Genomic DNA, 26,895 nt, shown 5'->3' on the forward strand with positions numbered 1-26,895 from the left:
TGAAAAGAAGGTGAGAAACATGGAGGAGTCCAAGCGTCCGGGCGTAAATCGAAAATCGAAACGGCTAGTCTTTCACCTGCTGTTCCCTCTCGTTTTCCTCACGGCTGTCTTACTGTTTATGGTCGTTTTCAGGCATGAGGAGGACTTGACAAACGCCGAAAAAAGAGCAATTGAATCTGTGACGTTTGAAGAAGAATGGACCCGCTACGGCCATTTGCCTGCGCACTTAGTCGAGGTTACTGAAGGACTGCCTGCCCCTTTAAAAAGCCGGATTATCCACCGGATGATGGACGAAGTCCCGCTCCATGTCATGCAGCTTCCATCAGAGGATCTGGCAGCCGAAACACATGGTGCCTTCGCTGGGCTTACAGCAGAAAACGAAGCGGATGACCCTGTCTTCTTCACTACTGTAAATGACGAAACAGCTATCAGAGACCTGCCAGGATGGCTAGTGCATGTGTCAAACCGGTTTAATGAAGTATATAACACACAGGACATGCTTGATATTACTTTTCTTCCTCCAAACGAGGCATCAAGAGTCATAATGGAAACAATCGAAGAAGAAAAAGAAAAAAGGTTAGAAGAGGAAGAGTCAGAACAGGCTGAAGGGAAGCCGGGGGTTTACTCCGGGTTCGGAGAAGAGGAAGAAGAACCAATCCCCGTTTACAGAAAAATTGCAAAGGATATTCGTGCACAGAGCCCGGACGTGGTCCTTTTGGATTTTGATCTGATAGCCGATCATTTGGAACATGAAGAAGTTAAAATAGCAGAAGGCGGAATGACAGGTGTGGAAGAGACCGTCGACCAGACGTATGAGTTTCTCGAAGCACTCTACCGGTCAATCGATACGTTTACAACGTACATTTTATTCAGTGACGAGGTATTTGAACATTTAGGGCTCTCTCCGACAGAGCAGCTTGAGGACCAGCTGAATCTTTTGGCTGACCAGAATGAGTACGTTCACGTCGTAAAAATTCCTTCATACAATAAAGAGGATGAACAAGCATGGGCAGAAAACCACATTCTTCCTCTCTTCTACCGCGGATAAATGGAAAGAGCTGGGGGGTCTGACCCCCCAGCTTTTGGAATCTAAAATGACACAAAAAAAGAAACAAGCGATGACTCCCTGGGACGGGGGAGCATCGCTTGTTTCTTCGCTTAAGTAAAGACTCAGTCTTTACTAAGCAAATATATCAAAATGATAGGGGGGGAGAGATGAAAGTGGTGGATTTCAACTCTTAATTCTAGTATACCCATATGCAGAGACTTAAAACATTATTTTCGAAAAAAATGATTAAAAGTTTTAAATAGAAACGCTCAGGGCAGATAACACACGGACAAAAACCTTTTACGGGACATTTATTAAGCCTAAAGTATGACTATTTTATCTAAAACATGCTACTAAATGACAAAAATACGAAAATAGTCCATTAGAACCTACTAATATAACTATTAAATTGATAAGATTACCTTTACTATTGTCTTTGTTTTAGGAGTTTAGACCCTTTTAATTAAAAAATATGAGGAAAGAGGTGGATGTATGTCTGTTTTTGAATCTAAAGTTCGTTCAACACTCCTTTTTTCAGCTGCCACAGTAGGTGCTGTCCTTGTAGCGCCGAATTTAGCTGAAGCATCCTTCGGGGAGAAAAATCTCCGTTTTGGAATGGAAGACACGGATGTGAAAGTTTTACAGGAGCGCCTTAAAGAGAAAGGTTTTTTTGATTTCCATACGGCTACAGGTTATTTTGGAGAATTGACGAGGGAAGCAGTAATTAAGTTTCAGAAAGAGCACGGCCTTTCGCAGGATGGCATTGTAGGTCCGCAGACTTTCAGCGTGTTAAACGGGAACAGTTCAAGTTCAGGACAATCGCGCCAGTCAAGTTCTGAAAATAACTCGTCACAAAACTCTGCTTCAAGTACATACAGTTCAGCATCATCATCTTCACTTTCTTCTATTAATAATACGAGCCAGGTTATGCGAAACGGAACGAGAAATCAGGATGTTTCAAGTTTACAAGCTTACTTGAAAAAAGCCGGTTTCTACGAGCACTCACAAATAACCGGGATCTATGGGAATATGACCCAGCAGGCCGTCCGCAACTTTCAGCAGGCAAGAGGATTGACTTCAGATGGGTTAGCCGGACCGCAAACGTTATCTAAAGTGAACAAAGAAATTGGAGGAACTGCTCCTTCAAAGTCATCTTCAAGCCGTTCGGATAATTCAGCGAAAACGGTCTCTAACAACAGCGGATCATCAAGTTTATCAGGAGTTGTACTAAGACAGGGGGCCAGAGGAGCCGCAGTTGAGGAACTGCAGAAACGACTCAAAGACCTCGGATATTACACTTCCTCTATCGATGGGGTTTACGGACCGTTAACAGCAGCATCGGTGAGAGAATTGCAGCGCCAGTCCAACATTTCTGTCGATGGCATTTTCGGCCCGCAGACTTACCGTCAGCTGGACAATGGAAACTCATCCAGCTCTGGTTCATCTTCCGGATCTTCCGGAAACTCGTCACAAACCAGCTCTGGAAACAGCAGCAGCTCAACAGATCTTTCTGGAGTCGTATTAAGACAAGGGGCCAGTGGAAGCCAGGTAAGAGAACTTCAGCAGCGGTTAAAAGATTTAGGCTACTTTACATCGTCAGTGGACGGCTCATACGGAGCTGGAACAGCCGAAGCCGTGCGTAAATTGCAAAGGCAGACGAACATTTCGGTTGACGGTATTTTTGGCCCGCAAACTTTCAGGCAGCTGGAAAAAAATGTTGAATACAGATCTTCTTCAAATTCATCAGGCAGCAGTTCTTCCTCAGCGCCTGTGCTGAAAGAAGGAAGCAGAGGTTCAAATGTCAGCGAACTTCAAAATATGCTGAAAGCGACGGGCCACTACAAAAGCCAGGTTACCGGCGTATTCGGCCCGTTAACGAAAGAAGCGGTCCGGAAGTTCCAAAACCAGTGGGGACTGATTGCTGACGGGATTGCTACAAAGGCCACTTTGGAAAAGCTTGAAGAAGTAGCTGCCGTTCATATGAGTGAATCCCGTTCAAATTCCGGCTCCTCCCAAAGCTTTAATACGATGAACCTGATTGCAGATGCATCAAATTATATTGGTGTCCCTTACGTGTGGGGCGGCACCACAGCTTCCGGGTTCGATTGCAGCGGATTTATCCAGCACGTCTTCCGTAATAACGGAGTTAATTTACCTCGAACGGTTGCCCAGCAATGGGATGCGACCAGGCCGGTCTCAAAGCCGCAAGTCGGCGACATTGTTTATTTTACAACGTACCGGGCAGGCCCTTCACATAATGGTATATATATAGGAAACAATCAGTTTATCCATAGCGGCTCCTCAACAGGCGTCACGATTACAAGCATGGACAACAGTTACTGGTCTCCGCGTTACCTTGGAGCCCGCCGGGCAAAATAATATACGTTTAAAGCTGTAAACCAATAAAGGTTTACAGCTTTTTATAATTATTATGAAGAAAAGTAGTTTCAATAAATAATGTACTGAGCTATAAGGAAGCTGATTTCAAACACTTCAAAGGAACATACATAACATGTTTTCCATGCAGATATCCTTCGCTCCTGTCCCTGTCTAAGTGAAAAAACCACGTAAAAAAATCCCCCTTGGACGAGGGGGATTCCAATAAATTGTTAAATTTGACGTTTAGTATATTTTATAGAGGGAAAGTAGCTTTATAGATGTCAAATCGTAATTCCAGATGTTTAGTAGATCGAATACTTAGTTGTTAAATTACAGACGGCCTGCTCCGATGTAGTGAGCGCTCCAGTATGGGTTGCTCATGTTTGAAACTGTTACACCAGTAGACGCACCTGAGTGAATGAATTGTCCGTTTCCTAAGTAGATTCCAGCGTGTGAAGGACCTGTACGAGTTTCAAAGAAGACGATGTCCCCACGGCTTGGGCTGGATACTTTAGTTGCCGCACTGTACATTTGGCTTACAGTACGTGGAATGCTTTTTCCGTGCTGGTTGTATACATAGTTAATAAAACCGCTGCAGTCAAATCCTGAAGGAGTTGTTCCACCCCATTGGTATTTTGAACCAATTACGCTTCGAGCAGTAGAAATCATTGCATCCACGCTGGAAGAAGAAGAACTGCTCACTGTTGTCGCATTGCTTGAGCTGCTAGAGCTTGAACTGCTTGACGCACTTGAGCTGCTTGAAGAGCTGGATGATCCATTTAACGCACCATAAGTCTGCGGGCCGGCAATTCCGTCCACACTGATTCCAGCGCTGCGTTGGAAGTCACGAACAGCTTGCTGAGTAAGCGGGCCGTAAACACCGTCTACCTGGCTGCTAGTTTTGAAACCGCGGTCTGCCAACGCACTTTGTAATTCACGTACTTGCGCGCCACGCGCACCACGACGAAGAACAGTGTTGAAAGAAATTGTTGAATTCCCTGAGCTTTGGCTCACTTGAGATGCATTAGAGCTGCTTCCTGAAACACCAAGCGCACTGAATGTTTGTGGTCCTGCAATCCCGTCCACAGCGAGTCCTTCACTTCTTTGGAAGTCACGAACAGCTTGTCTAGTAATGCTTCCGAAATAGCCTGTTGAGTTAGCAGAGAAATGACCTGTGTCCCGCAGGGCATCTTGTAACTCAGTAACGTCACCGTGACGAATTCCTTCGCGTAATGTCTGATCTCCTAATGCTGCGTCGTATGCTGTCGGCATTACAAGCAGACTTCCTGCTAATACTACACTCATAACCACTTTTTTCATTATGTTACTCTCCCCTTAATCTTTTAAGTTAGTTAGTTATCTCTTGATCCAAAACTAAGTTTATATGAAAAATTATGAAAGAACAATAGAATTTGCCACACGTTAACTAACTATAACGTCTCTGTAAAATTTGTAATATAATTTAATTTTTTGACACTTTGTGTTTAGATCCTGTAATTAAAATAAGCCGGTTATTCCCGTGACTTATCAATATGCACCAATGTTTTGTAAAATATTTACATTACAGGAGTATTACAAAGGAATGTCATGTCGTTCGGATTTAAAAAGAGGCCCGGACGGCATTTTTATATTTTTTCATAAATGATAGACAGTTTTGGAGACTAATTTGAGAATGCTTTTTTTAACATATTATCTATTATTTTAAATTGGTTTCTGTTAGGGCTGTGTTAATTTTTGGTATAAGGATAAGCACTCAAGGAAAGGCTATTATTTATATAATGGGGATAAAAGGAAAAATAAAAGCATATGTGACTAGCTGCCGTTTTATATAGAAAAGGCTTTACACGTCTAACACGTGTAAAGCCTTATTAAAGCATTCACCTTACCTGAAATAATTAATTAATCCGTCGCGGATACCTTCCGCAGCGCGATCACGGTAAGCATCTGACCTCAGCTTTGCTGCGTCGTCAGGGTAATCTTTAAAACCTATTTCAAGTAACGCACTTGGAATTTGGGTTTCACGCACAACGTGATAATTGCCTTCAGCTACCCGGCGGTAGTGAGTACCCATTTTAGCTACTGTGGCATCTTGAATCGCATGTGCAAGTTTAATACTGTTGGCACGTTCGTATTTTCCGTGCCAAAATGTTTCTGTTCCCCTTGCTGTACCATTAAACATATTCGTGTGCACACTGACAAACACGTCCGCACCAGATCTGTTCGCGATAAACGACCGCTGGCTGAGAGACAGGAAGAAATCAGTACGTCTGATCATAATAACCTCGGCACCTGCTTCTCTCAGAAGCTTTTCAGCGCGAACGCTGATATCCAGGACGACGTCCTTCTCATGCATGCCGCCCCCAATACCTCCAGCATCCTGAGCTCCATGGCCGGCATCGAGGATAATCGTTTTGCCCACTAATGGACCGGTACTTGAAGGCTGTTTAGTAGCCAGCTGAATATATCCGGCAGATACATATCCAGTTTTGCCGCCGTCATATCTGATTTGGTGCCAGCTGTTCTGGCCTGAACGGCTGTAAGTTGAAATAATTTCGACCCGGTCGTCTCTGGAAAGGGAATCAATCACTCCATTTGAAGTGCCAGGGTCGGAACGGACATTTAATGAACTGCCGTTAACGTAGCCAATAATCGAGCTTCCGTCAAAATCTTCATCAATATAAATTTCTTCGATAAACAGGCCGGAAACATAGGCGTGGCCGCCATTAAATGCAATCTTGTACCAGCCGTTGCTTTCCTGCGAGATCAGACTGACAATTGATCCATTAGATAAAGATCCCACCGTACCATAACTTGTAGACGGGCCGCTCCTGACATTTAAGGAGGTGGCCGTGACTCTGCCTTGCTGGGCAGTTTCTTCTATTAATTGAGAGATCATTTCCAAAGTGGGGCCGTCGCCTATTCCATTGACAACTAAACCATTTCGCTCCTGGAATTCACTAACAACACCGGCTGTTACAGAACCATAAGCTGTAGACGGGCTGCTTGGGAAATTCCCGTAACCAAGCCGAGTCAGATCCTGCTTTAACTCCCTTACATAATCACCGTTTTGTCCGTTTGAATAAGGTGAATTAAAAAGACTGTCCATGTAATCTAACGTTCTTTCATCCGGGATACCAGTAACAGAAAGACCGTAATAATTTTGGAAATCTTCGACAACTCCCATAGTAACTGGCCCAAATCTTTCAGATGGATCAGAAGGGAAGTTCCCAAAACCGAGCTTAGTTAAGTCCAGTTTTAACTCGCGTATATGAGGACCTTCAGCGCCGTCATAGAAAACAGTTGTGAGTGCCTGGTCAATAGCGGCAAGCGTATCGGCATCCGCTATGCCCGTCACACTTAAATTGTAGGCACGCTGGAAGTCTTCAACAACACCCATCGTGACAGGACCGTAGCGCTCAGACGGATAGGAAGGGAAATTACCAAAACCAAGATTAGTTAGATCCATTTTTAAATCGCGAACGTGCGGGCCTTCAGCGCCATCATAAAAAGCCGTTTGCAAAGCTTCCTCAATCGCAGCAAGCGTATTGGCATCCGCTATGCCCGTCACGCTTAAATTGTAAGCGCCCTGGAAGTCTTCGACAACCCCCATCGTGACAGGTCCGTAGCGCTCAGAAGGATAGGAAGGGAAATTTCCAAAGCCGAGATTAGTTAAATCCATTTTTAAATCGCGAACGTGCGGCCCTTCAGCGCCATCGTAAAAAGCCGTTTTTAAAGCTTCATCAATCGCAGCAAGCGTATTGGTATCCGCTATGCCCGTTACATTTAAGTTGTAGGCTCTTTGAAAGTCCTCCACAACCCCCATCGTGACGGGTCCGTAGCGCTCAGAAGGATAGGAAGGGAAATTCCCAAAGCCGAGATTAGTTAGATCCATTTTTAAATCACGCACGTGCGGGCCTTCAGCACCGTCATAATAAGCCGTTTGTAGTGCTCCATCAATCGCAGCAAGCGTATCGGCATCCGCTATGCCCGTCACGCTTAAGTTGTAAGCGCGCTGGTAGTCTTCCACAACGCCCATCGTGACAGGTCCGTATCGCTCAGACGGATGGGAAGGGAAATTCCCAAAGCCAAGATTAGTTAAATCCATTTTTAAATCGCGCACATGCGGGCCTTCAGCACCATCGTAATAAGCTGTTTGCAAAGCTCCATCAATCGCAGCGAGTGTATCGGCATCCGCTATGCCCGTCACGCTTAAGTTATAAGCGCGCTGGAAGTCTTCGACCACGCCCATCGTGACAGGTCCGTATCGCTCAGACGGATAGGAAGGGAAATTTCCAAAGCCGAGATTAGTTAGATCCATTTTTAAATCCCGCACGTAAGGCCCTTCAGCGCCATTGTAAAAAGTTGTTTCTAAAAGATGGTCAATAAGATTTAATGTTTCATCATCAGCAATTCCGGTAATAGGAAGACTGTAAGCGGCTTGAAATTCTTCAACGACTCCCATAGTGACCGGGCCGTAAGTAGTAGACGGATCACTTGGGAAGTTCCCGAATCCAAGCAAGCTTAAATTATTTTTCATTTCAACTGTCTCTTCGTTTGTCAGCGTATCGGCAGTTGAAGTTGAAAAAAGCTGCACATCCTCATCATTCTTTTTTTGATCCTTCTCTTCCTCTTCTAAAGTGGAATTCTCAGAAGGGTCTTCTTTTTGTTCTTCTTTTGATTTTTCATTATCAGAATCTTTATCAGACTCTTCTTCTTCAGCTAAAGCGTCTTCTTCATTGCTTTTATCGCCCTCAAGATCAGAGTCTTTCTCTTTTATATCCTGATCTTTTTTGTTTTCTTCAGAATCTTTCACGGAATCCTTATCAGACTCTTCTTCTTCAGCTAAAGCGTCTTCTTCATTGCTTTTATCGCTATCAAGATCAGTGTCTTCCTCTTTTGCATCCTGATTTTTTTTGGTTTCTTCAGAGTCTTTCTCAGAATCCTTATCAGACTCTTCCTCTTCAGTTAAAGCCTCTTCTTCATGACTATCTTCTTCAGACGTTTCATTTGATTCACTATCTTCTTCCGAAGCTTCTTTTTCTGAATCGGCAGCTTCATTACTTACATTACTCCCGCTGTCTTCCTCTTTTATGGAAGCTTCAGCCTTAACCAGTTCAATTTCTACGCTTTCTTCATGCTCGTTCCCGGCAGGATCAAGCAGATGAAAAGATGCGAGTGTGCTACCTTCCTGAAGTTTATCCTCTAATAGGAAAGAACCGTCACTTTCATGGGAAAGTTCCCCATTCTCATAGACATCGCCCTCTTGTTCCAGTGTATAAGAGAGGCCGACATGGAAAGCGTTGTAATAATCTTCCGTAAATAAAGAAATGACCTTACCTTCAAGGATATTTTCTTCTAATACATTCTCTTCTTCACCGGGGAAGCTGAGTTCTAGGGAAGGTTGTTCACTATTTTGAACAAAAACTGCCTGATCAAGAGCAGCCTGGGCAAAATCTTCTTCGCCGTCAAAAGGCTCTTCGGCTAAGGTAATGTAATAGATCCCATCTTCCAGGGAAATAACGTCACTTTCCCCGCCATTTTCTAAAGTGAAGTCCCACTTATAGAGTTGGCTGTTTTCACTGTTTAATGAGACATCCGGAAACTTTCCGAGAAGTTCTTCTTTATCAGCATCAAATAAGTAAAGGGTGAGATTCTCTTCATCGCCTTCATAAGTGACAGTGAGTTCTTCTTCGTTTGCCTGGTTAAAAATCTGGGGTTCGACCGTTAATAAGGAACTTTCTTCATCCTCCTTATGTAACAGATCTTCAATTCCACCTGCAGCAGCAGGTACAACTGAAGAGAACGACAGCAGCCCAGCCAGATTGACAACCATAAACTGTCGTAAAAACTTCTTTGACAACTGTTTCAGCTCCTTAATTCAATACAAATTTATTAAGTTTTCAGCTTGCGCTGCTTGTAAACCTCCTTTCATTCCTACGTACGGGAAACATTTTATTACAAAAAATGTGAGAAATCTATGAGACTATTACATAATTTTGGGGGGTTTTGTAGAATGTAATCGTTTTGTAATATATTCTTACATAAATGTTGTCGAAAAGTTGATTTTGTTTTTTAAAAAACTGGTAATCCGTGTGATATAATGATGAATTGGAGTATTCGTGCCTCTTAGCCCATACCGACCTCTCGATTCATACACTATAAGAGGGCCTTGCAGGCTCTTGCCGGCAAGAATCATATTCAATATGAAAACACAAGTAACGGAAAAGGTGAGATGTGTTATGGCTGATAAGAAAAAAGTAGTACATATAACGACGGTGCACCATCCGTTAGATCCGCGGATCTTTTATAAAGAATGCCGTTCACTTCAGAAAGGCGGATTTGATGTGACGCTTATTGCGCCTGAGTCCGACGACTTAAATGGAAATGAAGAAGTGAAGGTCTCGCCGATAAAAAAACATAAAGGCCGGCTAAAAGGAATGGTTTTCGGTACAATTGAAGCTTACCGTAAAGCGAAAGCGATGAAAGCGGATGTGTACCATTTCCACGATCCGGAGCTTATCCCGGTTGCATGGCTTTTAAAAAGAAAAAATAATACAGTGATTTATGATATCCATGAAGACTATGAAACAGGCATCGTACAGCGGGACTATTTAACGTTGCCAGCGAGAAAATTATTAGCTAAAATCTATAAATTGGTTGAGAAATTAATGGCGAGACAGATGGAATTGTGTCTTGCAGAAAAATACTATAAAGAAAAGTATCCAGAAGGGGTATGTATTCTGAATTATCCATTACTTAACGAATCGCTTCTCAATAATCGTACAGAGAAAAGCGGAGATGCCCGCGAGATTCTCTATACAGGCAATGTCACAACAGACAGAGGAGCGCTCATTCACGCAGCCATTCCAAAAGCGGACCAGGACGTTTCGGTTTACTTGTACGGCCGCTGCCCTGGCAGTCTGGCTTCACAAATGGAAGATGAGGCAGGTGAAGATAAAGACCGGCTTCATATTGAAGGTGTTGACAGGTATCTTCCAAAAGAAGAAATTGATGACGCTTATTTAAGCAGAGAATGGCTTGCAGGCATAGCTTTGTTTCCGCCGACTGACCATTATATGAAAAAAGAGCTGACGAAGTTTTTTGAATATATGACAGCAGGTATTCCCGTTCTCTGTTCCGACTTTCCTAAATGGAAAGAATTTATTGACTCCTACCAATGCGGCTTATACGTCGACCCTTATAATAAAAAGGAAATTGCAGAGGCGCTTGACTATTTAAAAGAACATCCTGATGAGGCCCGGCAAATGGGTGAAAAAGGGAAAGAAGCGGTCTTGAACCATCTTAACTGGGGAAAAGAAGAAGAGAAGCTGCTCGACTGGTATCGTTCGATCACATAAAACATTTATTCAGGGGGATGGAATATGGACACTCAACTAAATAAACCGCTTATCTCTGTCATTACCCCCGCTTATAATTCCGAAGCACATATCAGCCAGACGATAGAATCAGTCAGGGCCCAAACCTTGCAGGATTGGGAAATGATTATAACAGATGATTGTTCCAGCGACCGGACGATAGACATTATTCGTTCTTTCCAGGAGAAAGAGGACAGGATTAAGCTGATTCAGCTGGAAAAAAATCAGGGGGCGGCGGTGGCCAGGAATACCTCAATCGCAGAAGCAAAAGGAAGATTTCTTGCTTTTTTAGACAGTGACGACCAGTGGCTGCCGGAGAAACTGGAAAAGCAGCTTCAGTTTATGCAGGCCAATGATGTCGCATTTTCATTTACACAGTATTATCCTGTAAATGAAGCTGGAGAAAAGGCAGGAGCTGTCGAGGATGAAATTCCTGATAAAATAGAGTACAATCAGCTCATAAAAAGCAACGTGATAGGATGTTTGACAGTGATGCTTGACCTTGAGAAAACAGGGCCGGTTAAAATGGTAAATATCCGCACGCGCCAGGATTATGTGCTGTGGCTTGAATTATGCAAAAGAGGCTTTCCGGCCTACAACCTCAAAGAGCCTTTAGCCCTGTATCGGATCAAAGGCGAGTCTATTTCAAGCAATAAATTTAAGATGGCTAAACAAAACTGGAAAGTCTACCGGGAGATTGAAAAGCTCAGTCTGCTGAAAAGCATTTGGTATTTCCTTCATTATATTTACTTGAAAACCAAAAAGTATTTAAAGAAATAATTATATTTTTTGTCTCTTGATATGAATAAGAATGGCGGTGTCACTAACACATATGCGAAAGTATTTAGAAGAAATAGTAAAACGGAAAGATTTAATTATATATCTCATTAGATCAGGTTTAAAAGCAGAACATAGAAACAGTTATCTCGGTTATTTCTGGTGGCTGCTGGATCCTTTAATCGGTGTCCTTATTTATTATTTCCTTATTGGTGTTATTCTTGGACGAGGTGGGGAAAACTTTGCCGTCTTCCTCGTTATCGGGCTTGTCGCCTGGCGATGGACAAGTACCACACTGAACAGTTCAGCCAAAGCGATTCTCAGATATTCGTCAATTATCAATCAGGTTTACCTGCCAAAATCCATTTTTCCGATGACAAGAACACTTTCCCAGCTCGTAAACTTTTCGTTCGGGCTGATCATTGTCGCAATCTTCCTGGCCGTTTACGGAATTATACCAGGCTGGCAGATCATTTATATGCCGTTAATCGTTTTTGTACAATTAATCTTTCTTTTAGCTATCAGTTTATTCCTTGCGTATATTTCTGTTTTTGTAAGAGATGTTGATAATCTGCTTTCCCATGTCACCCGTATCTGGTTTTATACGTCTCCAATAATTTGGCAGGGCGGACGAATGCCTGATGAATACCAATGGGTAGTAGATATTAATCCGCTGGCACAGATCATTAACTCGTACCGGGACATTCTGATGTACCAGTCGTCGCCTAACCTCGTGGCATTATTTTCAATAGGGGTAGCCTCGATGCTGTTTCTCGCCATGTTTTTGTATTATTACAGTAAAAACGAGTTTAAGATTATTAAAGCATTATAAAAAAGAGGGTTTGTTATGGTTACCAAATCAGAAAGGCTTCAACAGCATAGTGATGAACAGGAAGTCGTTATTCAGGCTGACAACCTCGGTGTCACATTTACTACCGGCAACAGCGCGGACGATTATAAGTCCCACATGCTCAACCTGTTAACCGGTAAAAAAGAGACAAAAGAAAAAGAAGTTGTCTGGCCTGTAAAAAACCTTAACTTTAAAGGATACAAAGGAGAAATTCTCGGAATCATCGGCTCGAACGGGTCTGGTAAAACGACCATTTGCAAAATGATTTCGGGGATTCTCGAACCTGATGAAGGCAATCTGCACGTAGACGGTAAGGTTTCCGCCTTATTTTCCCTCGGTATGGGATTTGATAAGGAACTGACCGGCCGGGAGAATGTGTACTTAAACGGAATGATGCTTGGCATTCCTAAGGCGAAAATAAACGAGTTTATCGATGAAATCCACGAGTTTTCAGGTTTGGGTAAATTTATGGACACGCCGATTAAAACATATTCGAGCGGGATGAAAGCGCGCCTCGGTTTCAGTGTTGCCGCATTTATGGAACCGGAAATTCTCATATTGGATGAAGCGTTAAATACAGGTGATGCTGCGTTCGGCCAGAAAGCAGCGGAAAAAATGAAAGAATTAGTAGAAAAAGCAAAGATAGTTATTCTCGTCACCCATAGTCTCAAGTACGCAAGGCGGAATTGTGACAGGCTGATCTGGCTTGATAAAGGGGTAATCAAAGCAAACGGCGACCCGAAAGAAGTCACAGAGATGTATAAAGCCTCTGTCCCTGAAAGGAAGCCGCGTCGTAATAAGCGTCTCGAAATTGATAAAACAGATGTAACGATTAAAGACCGCACGATTGTTAAAGCGGAAAATATCGGTGTGGCCTATCAGTTAAATAAAGAAGAATTCTGGGCGTTAAGAAATAACTCTTTTGAAATTAAAGAAGGGGAAGTCGTCGGGATTATCGGCCATAACGGGGCAGGAAAAAGTACCCTTTGTAAGCTGATGACAAATATATTAACCCCGGATGAAGGGACGCTGAATCTTCAAGGGGAAACAACGGCGCTCCTCGGCTACGGCACCGGCTTTAACAGCCAGCTGACCGGTGCGGATAACATTTACTTGAATGGGATGCTTTTAGGCATTCCAAAAAAGAGAATAGACAGGGATTTTGATAAAATTGTTGAGTTCTCTGAACTGAAAAAAGCGATTGACAAACCAATTAAGCATTATTCGAGCGGGATGCAGGCAAGGCTTGGTTTCAGTATTGCCGCAACCTTAAAACCGGATATTTTCATTCTTGACGAAGCGCTTTCCACAGGTGATATCGCGTTCAAGCAGAAAGCGAGTGAAAAGATTCAGGATATGATGGAGATGGCCAAAGCCGTCATTATCGTTTCGCACAGTATGGGATTCGTCGAAAAAATCTGCACAAGAGCGATCTGGATGGATCAGGGAAGAATCCAGTACGACGGCGAGCCGGAAAAGGCAATTGAGCTTTACAGAAAGAAATATAACGTTAAGAAAAAGACTAAAAAGCGAAAAAAGAACCGGTTGGCCGGTTCCGCAGGCAAGCAGGCGAAGAAGCGTTCTGAAAGCAGGGAAACAACCTAACTCTATAAACTAATCAGAAAAGGGGTTGTCATCATATGAGCAAAATAACGCAGGTGAAGAAAGCTTTAAAAGAAAATCTGACGAAGGAACAAAAAGAATTAATTAAAAAGGTGCTGCCTTTCATCGGCCTCCCAACAGCCCGGGTACTCGGCATGAAACACAAAATGCAAAACCTCGGATTCACTGAACGCGGGCAGGCAGATCTCGAAGCGTTCTACAACCGAACAAGCAGCCCGAAGCTTAAAAAGTATATCGCATGGCAGCTTGCAGTGTGGCACACTAACCAGCCAACAAAAGAAGATGCCAAAAAAGCGTTAGATTACCTTGAGGTCGTTCTGAAAAATGAAGTCCGTCCCGAAGTGATCCGAAGAGCTACGATCCTGACCGCAGAAGCGTTTGACCGTCTCGGGTATACAGATAAAGCTGCGGAAATTACAGGCTACCTGGCAAGACGGCAGTCCCACCCGGATGTTTACCTGGCAGCTGCCAATACAGAACAGGAGCTTGAGACTCGTGCAGACTGGATGAATAAAGTGTACAGGCATTATAAACTTATGGAAGTGGAACTGGACAAAGACAAAATGAAAAGCAAGTCGCCTTATGATTCGCTCGTACCAAGCGCCAAAAAAACGTTAGTTGAAAATGAGCGGCTCCTGAACAATAAGGTGACCGTCATTATGCCGGTATATAATGCTGAAGAAGTGATCCATTCGTCACTGGCGTCGATCCAGGCACAGACATGGACAAACCTTGAAATAATTGTGGTTGATGATAAGTCTAGTGATAAGACAGTAGAAACTGTTAAAAACTATCAGGATAAAGATGACAGAATTGTCTTGATTGAAGCTCCTGAAAACGGCGGCCCATACGTTGCGAGAAACCTTGCGCTTGAACAGGCAACCGGGGACTTTATCACCATTAATGATGCGGACGACTGGTCCCACCCTGAAAAAATAGAAAAGCAGGTTCTTCACCTGATTAACAATACCAACTATGTCGGCAATATGTCTGAACAGGCCCGGATGACAGAGGACTTAACTTTTTACCGCCGCAACCGGGAAGGGGAATATATTTTCAAAAACATGTCCTCTTTTATGTTCAGAAGAGAGAAAGTTTTGGAGAAACTTGGTTACTGGGATTCCGTCAGATTTGCAGGGGACTCCGAGTTTATTTACCGTGTATATAAAATTTTTGGCGAACAAGCGGTAGCTGAATTACAGAGTGGGCCATTATCATACCAGCGCCAAAGCGACAATTCCTTAACAGGCAATGAAGTATTCGGGTTGCCTAATTTTAAAATGGGCGCACGGAGAGAGTATGAAATGGCGCATGATGACCACCATCAGTCGGCTGAGAATCTTTATTATCCGTTCCCTCAAACGGAACGCCCATTTGCGGTGCCGGAGCCGATGCGTCCCGTAAGAGAAGAGAATCAGGACGGGTTCAGACCGTTCGATATCATTGTTGCGGCTGATTTTAGAAATAAAAACGCTCTGCGAAAGCAGGAAATTGACAGCCTGATCACCCTCTCCCGGAAAGAAGGAAAGCGGCTCGGTTTCATCCAGCTGTATAAATACACTTCTTCACCGTATAAAGACGTAGATCAGTTATACAGGGATCTGGTTAACGTCGGAGTGGCAGAGATGATCGTCTACGGTGAAAAAGTAACGTGCGACTGGCTCGTCGTTTCTGAACCATCCACTTTAGATGACTACCAGAAATTCGTGCCTGAAGTGAAAAGCAGACAAACTGCTATTCTTATTAAAGGATCTTCAAAAGGACAAACGCTTGAACTGCCGGATAATAGCAGGAATACCGAAGAGCGGGCTGAAAGCTATTTCGGCAGAAAGCCACTGTGGTTTGCATCAGACACGGCCATTCAAAACAAAATTGACCAGGCTGCAAAAAGAAAAAACGGACTTGCCAATCTTAGAACGCAGTATTGGCCAGGACTGGAGAATCTTCCTAAGACAGATGCCGAATAACGGATGACCCGGGAAAACGGAGGGCTGAGTGTGGGGAATCATAACGACGAAAAATGGCGTCAGTATATGAAAAAAGAGGCTCAAAGAAAAAAAGTCCATACTGATTACGAACAGACGAAAGATCAGCTGGATGATCTTCGGGAAAAGCACCACGCCCTTTCGCGTCATCCGCTCGTCCGGCTCGTCATAAACGTGAAAAAGGCAAAAACCTTGCTGAAAAAAATCGTAAGAAAACTCCGTACCCCTTTAACAGGGCGGTCATTTAACCGCCTGCAGATCGATAACAGGAAGCTCAAAACAGAGGCAGGTAAATACCGCCGAAGATTAAGGGCGACAGAAGACCGGTTAAAAGAGTCGGAAGATGCCCTGGACCAGCTGCGCTCGGAAGTCCGCCTGTTAAAAGAAGAAACGGATCAGGCAGGCTCTGAGGAGCTGCTCCAATTAGTAAAAGCAGCGTATGAAAAAGGAGAAATTTTTGAGAGCCTGGACCGGCTCACAGATTTAAAAACCCGCAAAAATTCTTCCTGCAATGAGGCGTTTCTGGCTGTGGCGAAAAAGGCGGCAGGGGAAATCGAGGAGTTAAAACTGGCTGTCTATGAGAAGATTCTGGACGGCTTAAAACCCGATGAAGTTCCGGAATTTCTATTGCGGGGCATGGAAGACCGCAAAACAGCGTCTCTTGAACCGCTGTCCTCATTCAGAGGCCAGCTGACAACGAGACTGCGAAGGCGTCAGCTTGGAGAAATTCTCCCTGAATGGGAGCTGGACGACAAACAGGCCGCTTATAAGTTTGCCGAAAACTACGGATTCACCATACCTGCAGTGCACGAGTCAATCTGGACGTCAGTTTCACTTCCTAAAGAAAAAGGAACGGTCATTAAGCCAGTAAACGGAGCAGGTGCGAGAGGTGTTTACCTTATTGTTAATAATGACCGTATCTTAGATGTCAAGAGGTCAGAAGTGTTAACGAATGTCAGCGAGCTTGACGAAAACATGGCTGAAGATCTCCACCTGAACTGGGTCAGCAGCGATCAATGGAAAACAGAGGAGTTGTTTTACAATGATCAGGCCCATAGCGAACCGGCTAGAGATTTAAAGTTTTACTGTTTTTACGGAAAAGCGGCTCTCATCCTTGAAGTTAAGAGATTTCCAGAGCCGGCTTACTGCTGGTGGACACCGGAGGGCAAACAGATCCGCACAGGTAAATATGAAAAAGCCCTGATGAAAGGAAACGGATTTTCACAAGCCGACTTAGCAAAAGTCGAAGCGTTCAGCTTAAAAATCCCGGCTCCTTTTTGCCGGATCGATTTCCTTTCGAGCGATAAAGGGCTCATCTTTGGCGAAATCACCCCTAAACCGGGGAATTACGACCATTTTAATAAACAGACCGATCAGCTGCTGGGGGAGTATTACCTTCAGGCAGAAGGAAGGCTCATGAGTGATTTGCTTAATGGCAAGCCGTTTCCTGAATTCAGGAATAACACCACCGATGAACGATCTTAAGGAGGAAGGAACGATGACACAAAAGGAATATGAATGGCTCTCCCACCTTCCTCCCCAGGTCATGGAGGAAGCGAAAGGCCATTTGCTCTGCGGATATGCGATCGCTCTTGAAGGATGGAGGCGGGGCTTAACGTTAAAGTGGCACAGCAGTGAGGCCGCCCCATTTAAATCGATGAAGACATGGTTTGTCCATAAGCCTGGAAAGCTTTTCTCATTATCTGCAGAAACAGAGAGCCATTATTTTTTCCGCTCCAGAGGCGATAAAGTATCTAATCAGGCAGTGGAAGCCGGAGCTGACAAGCAGCAGACCCGCGATATTCTGAAGCAGGCCGGCGTTCCGGCGCCTGCAGGGGAGAAGTTTACTGCTGCCGACTCCGATCAGTCGGTGATCAGTTATGCAGAAGAGACAGGGTATCCAGTCGTGTTAAAACCGGTAGACGGAAGTTTCGGAAGAGGCGTTTACACGAACCTTAAGAACAGTCAGGAACTTACAAATGCCCTTTACGAAGTGAGGGAAAAATCCGGCTACAAGGATGTCATCGTAGAAGAGTATGTGCCCGGAACGGAATACCGCCTTTATGTCGTAGGTGAAAAGGCGGCAGCGGCGATTGAACGGGTGCCCGCAAACGTCACGGGCGACGGGAAATCATCCATCGATCACTTAATAAACAGCAAGAACAGCGAGCGGAAAAAGAATCCGCGATTAGCCACCTGTCCAATTGTGGTTGATGAGCAGGTCAAACACTACTTAACCGCGGGAGGCAGGACGCTCCAGACAGTACCAGCGGAAGGTGAGGTTATTTTTTTAAGAGAAACAAGCAACATCTCACTCGGAGGGGATCCGGTTGACAGGCTGGATGATCTTCCCGAAGAGGTCAAAATAGTTGCGGTTAACGCGTTAAAAGCATTCCCTGACTTTCCGCACGGAGGCGTGGATCTTATCATTCCGGCAGACGGAAACAGAAACGAGGCAGCTAAAGTAATTGAAGTGAATCCAACCGCTCAAATCGGCTCATTATTATACCCCATGACGGGAAAAGGCCGGGATATCCCTTCAGCAATCATTGATTATTATTTTCCCGCTTCCAAGGCTGTCAAAGAAGCTAACAGGCTTGTTTATCCCGACTTTAAGGAAACACTCCTCCCGTTGGAGAAGAAAATAGCCGTGGCTGTTAAAGTGCCTGCCCCGCCAATCCCGCCGGTTAGCACCCGGCTGTTTACGGTAAGCGGGCCTCTCAACTGGTTAGAAGTCAAAAAACGCCTGACAGAAAAAGCAGTGAAGCGGAATATTCAAGGATACTTAAAATACCGCTCATCTGATAACTATGAGTTAGCTGCGGCTTCCGGCACACCGGATCAGCTTAACGACTTTATTAATGAAGCGAAGGAACTGACCGGCGAGGATTATCTCACAGAAGACACTGCCTCAGAGACCCCGGCCTTTTTCAAACAGGGATTCAGAATCGTTGAGCCCCGGAACCAGAGACGGGCTGATTTACACAAGGTCGATAAAAAGCTGAAAAGGCTCAGGCTCAAAAGAAAAGTCATGCTGACGGGTTTAAACGTTTACTCACGGGTCCGTTCTTCCCGTTAACGTCATGAAGTAGAAGGCTCTGTTAATATACTTTGTTGATTTTAAAATTACGAGACGCCTGCGGGAAAAGCAAGAGCTAATTCATTTGCGACGAGCAAGCGGAGTGGCGCAGAAGCAGAAGATCCATCGGGGTGGTTTTCCCCGATTAGCTGAAGCCTTGCCCGCGGCAGATCTTTTCGTGTGACGAGCAAGCGGAGCGGCGCAGGAAACAAGCGAGTGTATTTAAAGATCAACACTTACCTTTAAAAGAGCCAGGCAAATAAACGGCATTTAAATAAAGACATATAACTGAACGTAACGGAGGTATGCTTATGGAATCCGGTCAGTTTAATTGGCCTCCGCACCTCATCGATGCTATTCCAATTGAGGCGACCCAAAAAAAGATCAGTATTTATACGATCGCCCTCGAAGGCTGGCGAAGAGGCCTCGACTTGAAATTTTATATGGAACGTGGAGACGATAATGAAAGGCACCTCCGCTACTCTCTTGCCTATCAAGGCAGGGAACACCATTTTCAAGGGTCGAAAGGCGACAGAATTACAGATGAAGCGCAGCACATTTGCGATGATAAACATTTAACTTATGAAGCGTTGTTAAAGGAGAATGTTCCTGTGCCGCGCGGGGTAAAATTCAGTGACGACCGCACGGATGATGACATAGTCTCAGAAGCAGGAACAATTGGATTTCCACTCGTCCTGAAACCTACCAACGGGTCCGGCGGTAAAGGGGTCATCGTCAATATCACTTCTGAAGAAGAGCTCAGAAGAGGACTAGCCTATGTCCGCCAGCAGCTTCACTTTAAAGATGTGATCATTGAAAAATTCGTTAAAGGTGAAGAATACAGAGTGTTTGTATTGGAAGGACAAGTGCTGGGAGCGGTGAACAGGCTGCCTGCCAATGTCATCGGAGACGGCAAGAAAACGATTGGCCAGCTCATTGAAGAGAAAAATGAAGAAAGAAAAATGGTCCCGCACTTATACAACCGGCCGATTAAACTTGATAAACAGTTTTATAATACAACGCGTGCGCTCGGCATCACTCTAAACACCGTTCCAGGAAAAGGGGAGCGGGTGTTTTTGAAGCGTGTAAGCAATATATCAGCAGGCGGCGACCCTGTTGATGTAACGGATACGCTCACAGAAGAAATGAAAGATATAGCAGCCGCTGCGGTTAAAGCGGTGCCCGGGTTAACCCATTGCGGGCTTGACATGATTGTGGACCGTGAAAATAACACAGCCGCTGTTATAGAGCTGAATACAAGGCCGGGGCTCGGCTCTCACCTTTTTCCTATTGAAGGGAAGGGGAGAGATATTCCTAAAGCTCTTATCGATTACTATTTTCCAGAAACAGCGCACATCTCTACCAGTGGCTCAAACATTTTTTTCAGGATGAAGGACAGTGAATATGTGCTGAAACAAAACCTGGCTGATGAAGTGGAAATGGCTCCCTGCCCGGGGAACAAGCTCTGCATTAAGAAAACAGTGATTACATCGGCCAGTCCGATGACTCATCTGAAAAGCAAAGTAAAAGATTATCTTCTTTCCGGGAGCTTTTCAGGTTATTTTAAAATTAACAGCAGCAAACAGTTTGAGTTTCTTTTAGGCCACCCGTCAGAGGAGGCAGTTGAAGAGGCTGTCCACTCTCTCTTAAAGATTCTTAATGAAGCCGGCCCGTTAAAAGTACACACCGGGGATACAGCCGGGCCGATCAGTGCCCGCTTTGATATTCTTGAAAAGGGCGTACTGGACGGAGGCGACTTTATAATTGAACGGGAGAAGAAACTGGACGAATATGAATTGCTTACGAAAGATATTAACCGTGCTGAAAAGCGGCTCGGCAACTTTAAGAAACAGGCATTATCAAAAGCCGCCGGCCCGTTTAGAAAAGTGATAAAAAGGTAAAAAACGACTTTTTTAGATAAATTAAAACTATTTTTTTGTAAAAAATCAGGTAGAATGAGACATAGAGAAAAATAGATCATTTTTGAAAATGGAGGATTCACCGTGACTGATACAAAGTATAAATGGCTGCCGCACTTGGAAGATGCCGTGCCTAAAGCCGGGCAGGGCAAACGAATTAGTACGTACACCGTTGCTCTCGAAGGCTGGCGACGGGGCATCAGGCTCAGATTTTACAGTGCATTCGACGAAGAGAACAAGTTGAAAGTCCGTTACAGTTTAAAGTACAAAGACCGGGAGCACCATTTTGCCTTATCGAAAGGCGATAAAGTAACTGAAGAAGCTTTTGACATTTGCGATGATAAGGATTTAACAAAGAAATACTTATCTAAAGCAGGCGTTCCAGTGCCGCTGGGGAAAAAGTTCTCTCCTGAAGCGACAGACGAAGAGATTCTGGAATATGCTAATTCATTAGGGTATCCGCTTGTATTAAAACCGGTCAGCGCAAACGGCGGGAAAGGCGTATTCGCAAACGTCCAGGATGAAGATGTTTTGAAGGGCGCGATTCCATATGTCAGAAAAGAGCTGGAATATCCTGAAGTAATTGTTGAAACCCACGTGCCTGGTGAGAAAGAATTCCGGGTCATTGTAATTGAAGACCGTGTATTAGGAGCGATGCACCGTATCCCGGCTAACGTTGTCGGTGACGGTAAGCAGACAATCAGACAGTTAATTGCAAGCAAGAACGCTTTCAGAAAGAAAAATCCTCACCTGACTAGCCGTATGATCCGCATCGATAAAGAAGTGGTTTATATGGTCGAGCAGGCAGGTTATACACTTGACTCTGTCCTTGAAAAGGACAAGCGGATTTATCTCAGAGTTCAAAGTAACCTCTCGAACGGGGGAGATTCTGTCGACGTGACAAATGAATTGTCACCTGAACTGGAAAAAATCGCGAGAGATGCCACGAAAGCGATCCCGGGCTTAGCCCAAAGCGGTGTGGACATCATCGTAAATGATGAAGACGGCTCAGGCGTCGTGATTGAAGTCAATTCCCGGCCTGGATTAGGCGGCCACTTATTCCCGATGGAAGGGACGCCGAGGGACTTTGCAAAAGAATTTATCGATTTTTATTTCCCTGAAACGGCTAATGATGAACGCTCGACGTTATATTTTGACTTTAATAGTATCGTAGAACCATTAAAGACACGATCAGCTGCTATGGTTGAACTTCCTCTTGCCCCTAAAGGCAAGCTTTATGGAAAAAAGTACACATTGACCGGGGAAGTGCAGAAGGTTGGATACCGCAAGTGGGTTAAGCGGGAGGCGCTGAAAAGAGGCCTGAATGGCTTTGCCAAAAACGAAGCGGACGGTTCGGTTTCTGTAGTGGTGGCATCCCCAGACAAAAACCTGGTAGAGAAGTTTAAAAATGTCTGTATGAGAGGTCCTGAAAAAGCGGATGTCCACGCTATTATTGAAGAAGAATGGACGAAACCGATCAGGCTTGGATTCAGAACAATGGCAGCCAAGAAAAAGCTGAAATCCAAAGATTATGGTAACCTCAGTAAGGCCGAATATAAGAAGATTGCCAGAAAGTATGACCAGATTATCAACAGCACGTCGTGGAAGATTACGGCACCCATCAGAAAAGCTCTTGATATTCTTAAGAAAATAGCAAAGAAACGCTAGTTTACCCCCCATTTTTTTGGGGGATTATTTCTCTAAGACGATTTAAATACCATTTTTTTATTAGTGAGAGGTGGATCCACTCGGATGAAAGATTTTATGAAGATGTTATTTGAAGCAGCACTAAATAAAGATGCTCAAATTTTAGAAGGGAACCAGGTTCCCGACAATGATTTTTTACAAATAAACGGAAATAATGTGGTGTTTTTATCAGTCAGTGATAATAAATCCCGCGCTTATGTAATAAAAGGAAAAGGTAGCACAGCAACTGAAGCTGTCACTGAGGCTTTAGAAAAATATCTGGCAAACAGGCCTTTTAAATTTAAACCGAAACACCTTAAATTAGATATTTTAAATAAAGTGACTCCCATTAATAAAGAGGAGCCTTTTTCTCTTAAGGACAGCAAAATTATTTATAACAAAGGTGTAAACGGCCTTGCTTTCGATAAAAGCTTCGAAACTGTCTTGTCTCCACAAGAAGTAGAAGCCTATAACGTTGTGGAAAAAAATAAGCTGGTTCCGGATCATCTCAGAGCAGCCTTTAACAATCAGCTGCCTCAATCTGACACTGACTTACTTAATCAATCCGAATTGGAAAATGTGTATAAGTTTACGGCAGAATCCTATTATACAAATGGAAGTGACGTTGAGGAATTATACAGAGGACATCGGGTTATTAACAGCCTGTCTAAAGAGGATCTCTTACAGGCCATTGAACTGACAAAAGATAATTATTTCCAGAAAGTTGTTAACGACAAAGGGAAATTTATCTACACTTACAATCCGGCCACAGATGAAAAAGAAAACAAGTATAATATTCTCCGCCACGCCGGAACAGCTTATTCCATGCTGGAAACTTATGAGCTCATGCCTGACAAATCTCTGATGGACAATATTGAGTCCGCGCTTGAATTTCTGGCAGATAAGGTCAGTCCAGTCGAAGTGAACGGTAAAAGTGCACAAGTACTGGTTGAAAGAGATGTCAATAAACTTGGAGGCAACGCCCTGGCTATTGTGGCCTTTGCCAAGTATACAGAGCTTAAAAAGGATGAAAAATATTTGCCAATCATGCAGGGTCTTGCCGTATGGATAAAAGAAACGCAAAAAGATAACGGCGATTTCTCGATCCATAAGCAGATATTCAGTACGAAGGAAATTACAGACTTCCGGTCAAACTTTTATACAGGAGAAGCCATTTTAGGCCTTGTGCGTCTATATGAGCTGGATCGTAATGAAGCATGGCTTGATGTGGCTGAAAAAGCAACTGAATATTTAGTAACGGTGCCGAACAAAGGAGCAACCTTGGAAACGGTCCATCATGACCACTGGTTATTGTATGGCATTAATGCCATTTACAAATACCGTCCAAGAGACATTTTTCTAAATCATGCGAAGTTAATGGCGGAATCCATTGTCTCTTCCCAGTTTCTTGGTGAGGATTACGAAGAGGAATGGCAGGGCGGACTCCCTCCCCAGGAAGGAAAAGCGCCTAAATCTGTTCCCGTGGCTTGTAAGACAGAAGGCATAACGAATGTTTATCAGCTTGCAAAGCTGACCGGAGATGACGAACTGAGTGAAAAAATTAAGGAAACTGTTAAACAGACTGTGAAATTTGAGCTGCAAATGCAACTGACTCCTGAAAAAGTGATGTATTTCGAGAAAAAGAAACTCTGTTTAGGAGCTTTCCATAATAAATTCAAAGTGATTGAACTCAGAAATGATTTTACCCAGCACAATATCTCCAGCTGTATTGCCTTATTGAAAATATTAGACAGTCAAAAAAATTGACCTTCACACTAATAGTATAAAAAACCATGAGATCTCTCCTGGCCAGAGATCTTTTTTTTGCTTAGCGGAAGGTTCAAAGAATAAGGATCGAAAAAAAGGAGCTGTGAACAAGGTTGAAAAAGTTCAATGTAACATTTGCTGGAGATACAAGTTTAGGAGATAACCACCTGAAAAAGCGGGGCAGGGAAAGCGCGTTAGAACGCCTGGAAACTAACCCTTTGTCTTTCTTTAAAAAAATGATGCCTTTAGTAAAACAAAGCGATTATCTGATAGTAAATTTAGAAACAGATTTAGATGAAAAAACAGGCAAGGAAGAGAATATCAATGTCGTTGGGGAGAAAGCTTCCCGTACAATAGATGTCTTCAACAAAATAGGCGTGTCAGCAGTGAACATGGCCAATGACCAAATGGCTGAATCGGACTCTCTCTTAAAAACGAAAGACCAGCTTGCTAAAGCAGGGATTACAGGCTTTGGCGGAGGTGAAAACATAGAAGAAGCCCTAAAGCCTCTGACAATTGAACTGAAAGGCGAGTCAGGCTTAAAGAAAGTTTATGTTTTTTCCGGAATGCAGACTTCTGGACGGACTAATCAACCAGGTTATTTCGCAAATAATGAGAGCCCGGGGATCAGTTCTCTCGATGAAGTAAACAGCCGTATTGAAACCCTGCGAAATGAAGAGCCTGATGCACTGATTATCGTATTCCCTCATTGGCAAGGCATGAATTATAAATGGGTAGCTGACCTGGCAAGGTATCAGAAAACATGCAGAAACCTTCTCGCTTCAGGAGCAGATTATGTTTTTGGACACGGGACCCATACAGCCAATCCAATTGAAAAAAATGAGAATGGAACGATTGTATACTCACTAGGAAACTTTGTCTTTAATTCAAATGGTCGCTACAACTCAGCCCGGGCTATCCCATACAGTTTGATTGTAAACCTTGAAATTACTGAAAATGAAGGCAAGTGGGAAGTGGAAGAGAAGTATTATCCAATTGTCACTGACAATAAAAGAACAAAGTTTAATTCGAGACCAGTTAAAAAACAGGAAGCAGCCAAGCTGAAAACAGAACTTATAGCTAAACTCCCGCTGGAGCATGGGCAATATGCATATGTAAGATACAATGACGATTTCGGGTACTTTTATAAATTAAACCCGACGAAAAACGTTCTGCGGCGTTTTGGCACCGACATCAAAGGAAATGGCTATAAAAAATATAAAGAAGCCGGCCTGCTTAAGACAATCGACCAGCCGTTTGTAGAAGAGGTACAAACGTTCTGGAACACCAATTACGGAAAAAACGTAGATGCAACAATCCACGCTGTATTTAATAATTTAACAGGACGTCAGGATCCAAGAGTCGTCCCTTTTAAAACGATGAGACAAGAATTAATTCCTTATTTCAATAAAGTCGGCAAAAGAAATATGTACAGTGATAAGAACCTGTATGACAAGCTGATCAGTACAGACCAGGCAGCAAAAACGATTATAAAGAGGGTCAGAGGCAATTATTTCTCTGAACACAACGACTATTTAAGTCCTGACGATGCATGGAGAGAATTGTATCGCAAGGGGATGGATTTTATCATAAAACCCACTGTGACTAATAATGGTGTCGGCATCAGCAAAGTGGTATTTAAAGATAATAAATTTTTTATAAAGGATAAAGAGATTAGTCTGGAAGATTTAGAGAATGATTACGGCCCTAATTTTGTCGCTCAGGAAGTAATCACGCAGCACCCTGTCATGGGTGAGCCTCATCCAAATTCAGTCAACTCTTTAAGGATGGTTACGTTAAGGTGGAAAGGTGAAATAAAGTATTTATTAACCTTTGCCAGGTTCGGAGCCCATGGAAGTGTTAAAGATAATGCAGGCAGCGGCGGGGTATGCTGCGGAGTTGCTGATGACGGGACGTTTCTCCCTGTTGCCATGGATGAGAAAGCCAACACGTATACCCATCATCCGTCTACAAATTACGAGTTTGCGCAGGGTGCAAAAGTGCCAAATTTCGAGGAATGCAAATCATTTGTGAAAGAGCTGCACAAAGATATTCTTCATCACGATTATATTTCCTGGGATGTAGCTATCGGAGAAGATGGAAAACCAATTTTCGTAGAATTGAATTTTACGGGAGTCACCTGGCTGTATCAGCTGGCAGCTCAAAAGCCTTTATTTGGTGATCTAACCGAAGAAGTTTTACAGCATGTCAGTGCGGAGCTGAAGAAAAACAGGTCGCCGAGGGATTACAGACCTGCTAATTACGGTGGATAAAAGATATATTTTATAACCCAAAGTTATCCAGCTTTGGGTTTTTTATAGTGTGCCCGGCATGTCTGACAGCTAGGTGGTGGAAGTCCACTACGGGCTTGGCAATGGGAACCGTTAGCGAATGGCAAGGGTGTCC

General features: G+C 43.7%; 16 protein-coding genes. 13 read left to right on the plus strand and 3 right to left on the minus strand.

The genetic code is table 11. The features are described 5' to 3' along the window. Positions 1–19 precede the first annotated feature (19 nt). Together BMW59_RS13600 and BMW59_RS13605 are read left to right on the plus strand one after the other, a co-directional pair. The gene (locus BMW59_RS13600) at positions 20–1,048 is read left to right on the plus strand and encodes a hypothetical protein (RefSeq protein ID WP_093053187.1); all 1,029 of its coding nucleotides are present in this window, start codon (positions 20–22) and stop codon (positions 1,046–1,048) included. Positions 1,049–1,540: 492 nt separating this feature from the next. After that, entirely contained in the window at positions 1,541–3,427 is a 1,887-nt protein-coding gene (locus BMW59_RS13605; RefSeq protein WP_093053190.1) for a C40 family peptidase, read from the plus strand. 330 nt (positions 3,428–3,757) lie between these two features. On the opposite strand, the gene BMW59_RS13610 is transcribed toward BMW59_RS13605, so the two are convergent. Together BMW59_RS13610 and BMW59_RS13615 are read right to left on the minus strand one after the other, a co-directional pair. After that, complete coding sequence (locus BMW59_RS13610) at positions 3,758–4,747, minus strand: C40 family peptidase (protein WP_093053193.1); 990 nt, start codon at positions 4,745–4,747, stop codon at positions 3,758–3,760. Positions 4,748–5,309: 562 nt separating this feature from the next. After that, positions 5,310–9,287: a peptidoglycan-binding protein gene (locus tag BMW59_RS13615; protein ID WP_093053197.1), complete on the minus strand. Its 3,978-nt coding sequence runs from the start codon at positions 9,285–9,287 to the stop codon at positions 5,310–5,312. Positions 9,288–9,666: 379 nt separating this feature from the next. Here BMW59_RS13615 and BMW59_RS13620 point away from each other — a divergent pair, with 379 nt between their 5' ends. From BMW59_RS13620 to BMW59_RS13650, 7 genes are read left to right on the plus strand one after another with little or no spacing between them, the layout of a single operon-like run. After that, the gene (locus BMW59_RS13620; protein ID WP_093053200.1) at positions 9,667–10,785 is read left to right on the plus strand and encodes a glycosyltransferase family protein; all 1,119 of its coding nucleotides are present in this window, start codon (positions 9,667–9,669) and stop codon (positions 10,783–10,785) included. 24 nt (positions 10,786–10,809) lie between these two features. Then, on the plus strand, positions 10,810–11,583 hold the full coding sequence (locus BMW59_RS13625) for a glycosyltransferase family 2 protein (protein ID WP_093053203.1): 774 nt from the start codon (positions 10,810–10,812) through the stop codon (positions 11,581–11,583). A gap of 52 nt (positions 11,584–11,635) precedes the next feature. Further along, the gene (locus tag BMW59_RS13630) at positions 11,636–12,412 is read left to right on the plus strand and encodes an ABC transporter permease (protein ID WP_093053205.1); all 777 of its coding nucleotides are present in this window, start codon (positions 11,636–11,638) and stop codon (positions 12,410–12,412) included. 15 nt (positions 12,413–12,427) lie between these two features. Further along, entirely contained in the window at positions 12,428–14,035 is a 1,608-nt protein-coding gene (locus BMW59_RS13635) for an ABC transporter ATP-binding protein (RefSeq protein ID WP_093053208.1), read from the plus strand. Positions 14,036–14,070: 35 nt separating this feature from the next. Further along, positions 14,071–16,020, plus strand: a complete 1,950-nt coding sequence (locus BMW59_RS13640; protein WP_093053211.1) for a glycosyltransferase family 2 protein — start codon at positions 14,071–14,073, stop codon at positions 16,018–16,020. 30 nt (positions 16,021–16,050) lie between these two features. Then, entirely contained in the window at positions 16,051–17,523 is a 1,473-nt protein-coding gene (locus BMW59_RS13645; RefSeq protein ID WP_177174345.1) for an ATP-grasp fold amidoligase family protein, read from the plus strand. A 13-nt stretch (positions 17,524–17,536) separates the two neighbouring features. Beyond that, the gene (locus tag BMW59_RS13650) at positions 17,537–19,117 is read left to right on the plus strand and encodes an ATP-grasp domain-containing protein (RefSeq protein WP_177174346.1); all 1,581 of its coding nucleotides are present in this window, start codon (positions 17,537–17,539) and stop codon (positions 19,115–19,117) included. 47 nt (positions 19,118–19,164) lie between these two features. Here the strand turns inward: BMW59_RS13650 and BMW59_RS21420 are convergent, their stop codons facing one another. Further along, entirely contained in the window at positions 19,165–19,353 is a 189-nt protein-coding gene (locus BMW59_RS21420) for a hypothetical protein (RefSeq protein ID WP_177174347.1), read from the minus strand. A 75-nt stretch (positions 19,354–19,428) separates the two neighbouring features. Here BMW59_RS21420 and BMW59_RS13655 point away from each other — a divergent pair, with 75 nt between their 5' ends. From BMW59_RS13655 to BMW59_RS13670, 4 genes are all read left to right on the plus strand, one after another. Then, positions 19,429–21,018, plus strand: coding sequence for an ATP-grasp domain-containing protein (locus tag BMW59_RS13655; protein ID WP_177174348.1), 1,590 nt, complete (start codon positions 19,429–19,431; stop codon positions 21,016–21,018). 102 nt (positions 21,019–21,120) lie between these two features. Continuing rightward, complete coding sequence (locus BMW59_RS13660) at positions 21,121–22,704, plus strand: acylphosphatase (RefSeq protein ID WP_093053222.1); 1,584 nt, start codon at positions 21,121–21,123, stop codon at positions 22,702–22,704. A gap of 84 nt (positions 22,705–22,788) precedes the next feature. After that, positions 22,789–24,489 carry an ulvan lysase-like protein gene (locus BMW59_RS13665; protein ID WP_093053226.1) on the plus strand — a complete coding sequence of 567 codons (1,701 nt, stop codon included), beginning with the start codon at positions 22,789–22,791 and terminating at the stop codon, positions 24,487–24,489. Between the two features lie 113 nt (positions 24,490–24,602). Next, positions 24,603–26,762, plus strand: a complete 2,160-nt coding sequence (locus BMW59_RS13670; RefSeq protein WP_093053229.1) for a CapA family protein — start codon at positions 24,603–24,605, stop codon at positions 26,760–26,762. Positions 26,763–26,895: the final 133 nt, after the last annotated feature.

The sequence above is a fragment of the Salipaludibacillus aurantiacus genome, assembly GCF_900111295.1.
GTDB classification, from domain to species: Bacteria; Bacillota; Bacilli; order Bacillales; family Salisediminibacteriaceae; genus Salipaludibacillus; species Salipaludibacillus aurantiacus.

Excerpts from the sequence above, each read along its gene's own strand:
- BMW59_RS13625 (WP_093053203.1), top strand. The coding sequence starts at position 10,810 with ATGGACACTCAACTAAATAAACCGCTTATCTCTGTCATTACCCCCGCT.
- BMW59_RS13610 (WP_093053193.1), bottom strand. The coding sequence starts at position 4,747 with ATGAAAAAAGTGGTTATGAGTGTAGTATTAGCAGGAAGTCTGCTTGTA.
- BMW59_RS13640 (WP_093053211.1), top strand. The coding sequence starts at position 14,071 with ATGAGCAAAATAACGCAGGTGAAGAAAGCTTTAAAAGAAAATCTGACG.
- BMW59_RS13630 (WP_093053205.1), top strand. The coding sequence starts at position 11,636 with ATGCGAAAGTATTTAGAAGAAATAGTAAAACGGAAAGATTTAATTATA.
- BMW59_RS13620 (WP_093053200.1), top strand. The coding sequence starts at position 9,667 with ATGGCTGATAAGAAAAAAGTAGTACATATAACGACGGTGCACCATCCG.
- BMW59_RS13635 (WP_093053208.1), top strand. The coding sequence starts at position 12,428 with ATGGTTACCAAATCAGAAAGGCTTCAACAGCATAGTGATGAACAGGAA.
- BMW59_RS13655 (WP_177174348.1), top strand. The coding sequence starts at position 19,429 with ATGGAATCCGGTCAGTTTAATTGGCCTCCGCACCTCATCGATGCTATT.
- BMW59_RS13605 (WP_093053190.1), top strand. The coding sequence starts at position 1,541 with ATGTCTGTTTTTGAATCTAAAGTTCGTTCAACACTCCTTTTTTCAGCT.
- BMW59_RS13665 (WP_093053226.1), top strand. The coding sequence starts at position 22,789 with ATGAAAGATTTTATGAAGATGTTATTTGAAGCAGCACTAAATAAAGAT.
- BMW59_RS13600 (WP_093053187.1), top strand. The coding sequence starts at position 20 with ATGGAGGAGTCCAAGCGTCCGGGCGTAAATCGAAAATCGAAACGGCTA.
- BMW59_RS13650 (WP_177174346.1), top strand. The coding sequence starts at position 17,537 with ATGACACAAAAGGAATATGAATGGCTCTCCCACCTTCCTCCCCAGGTC.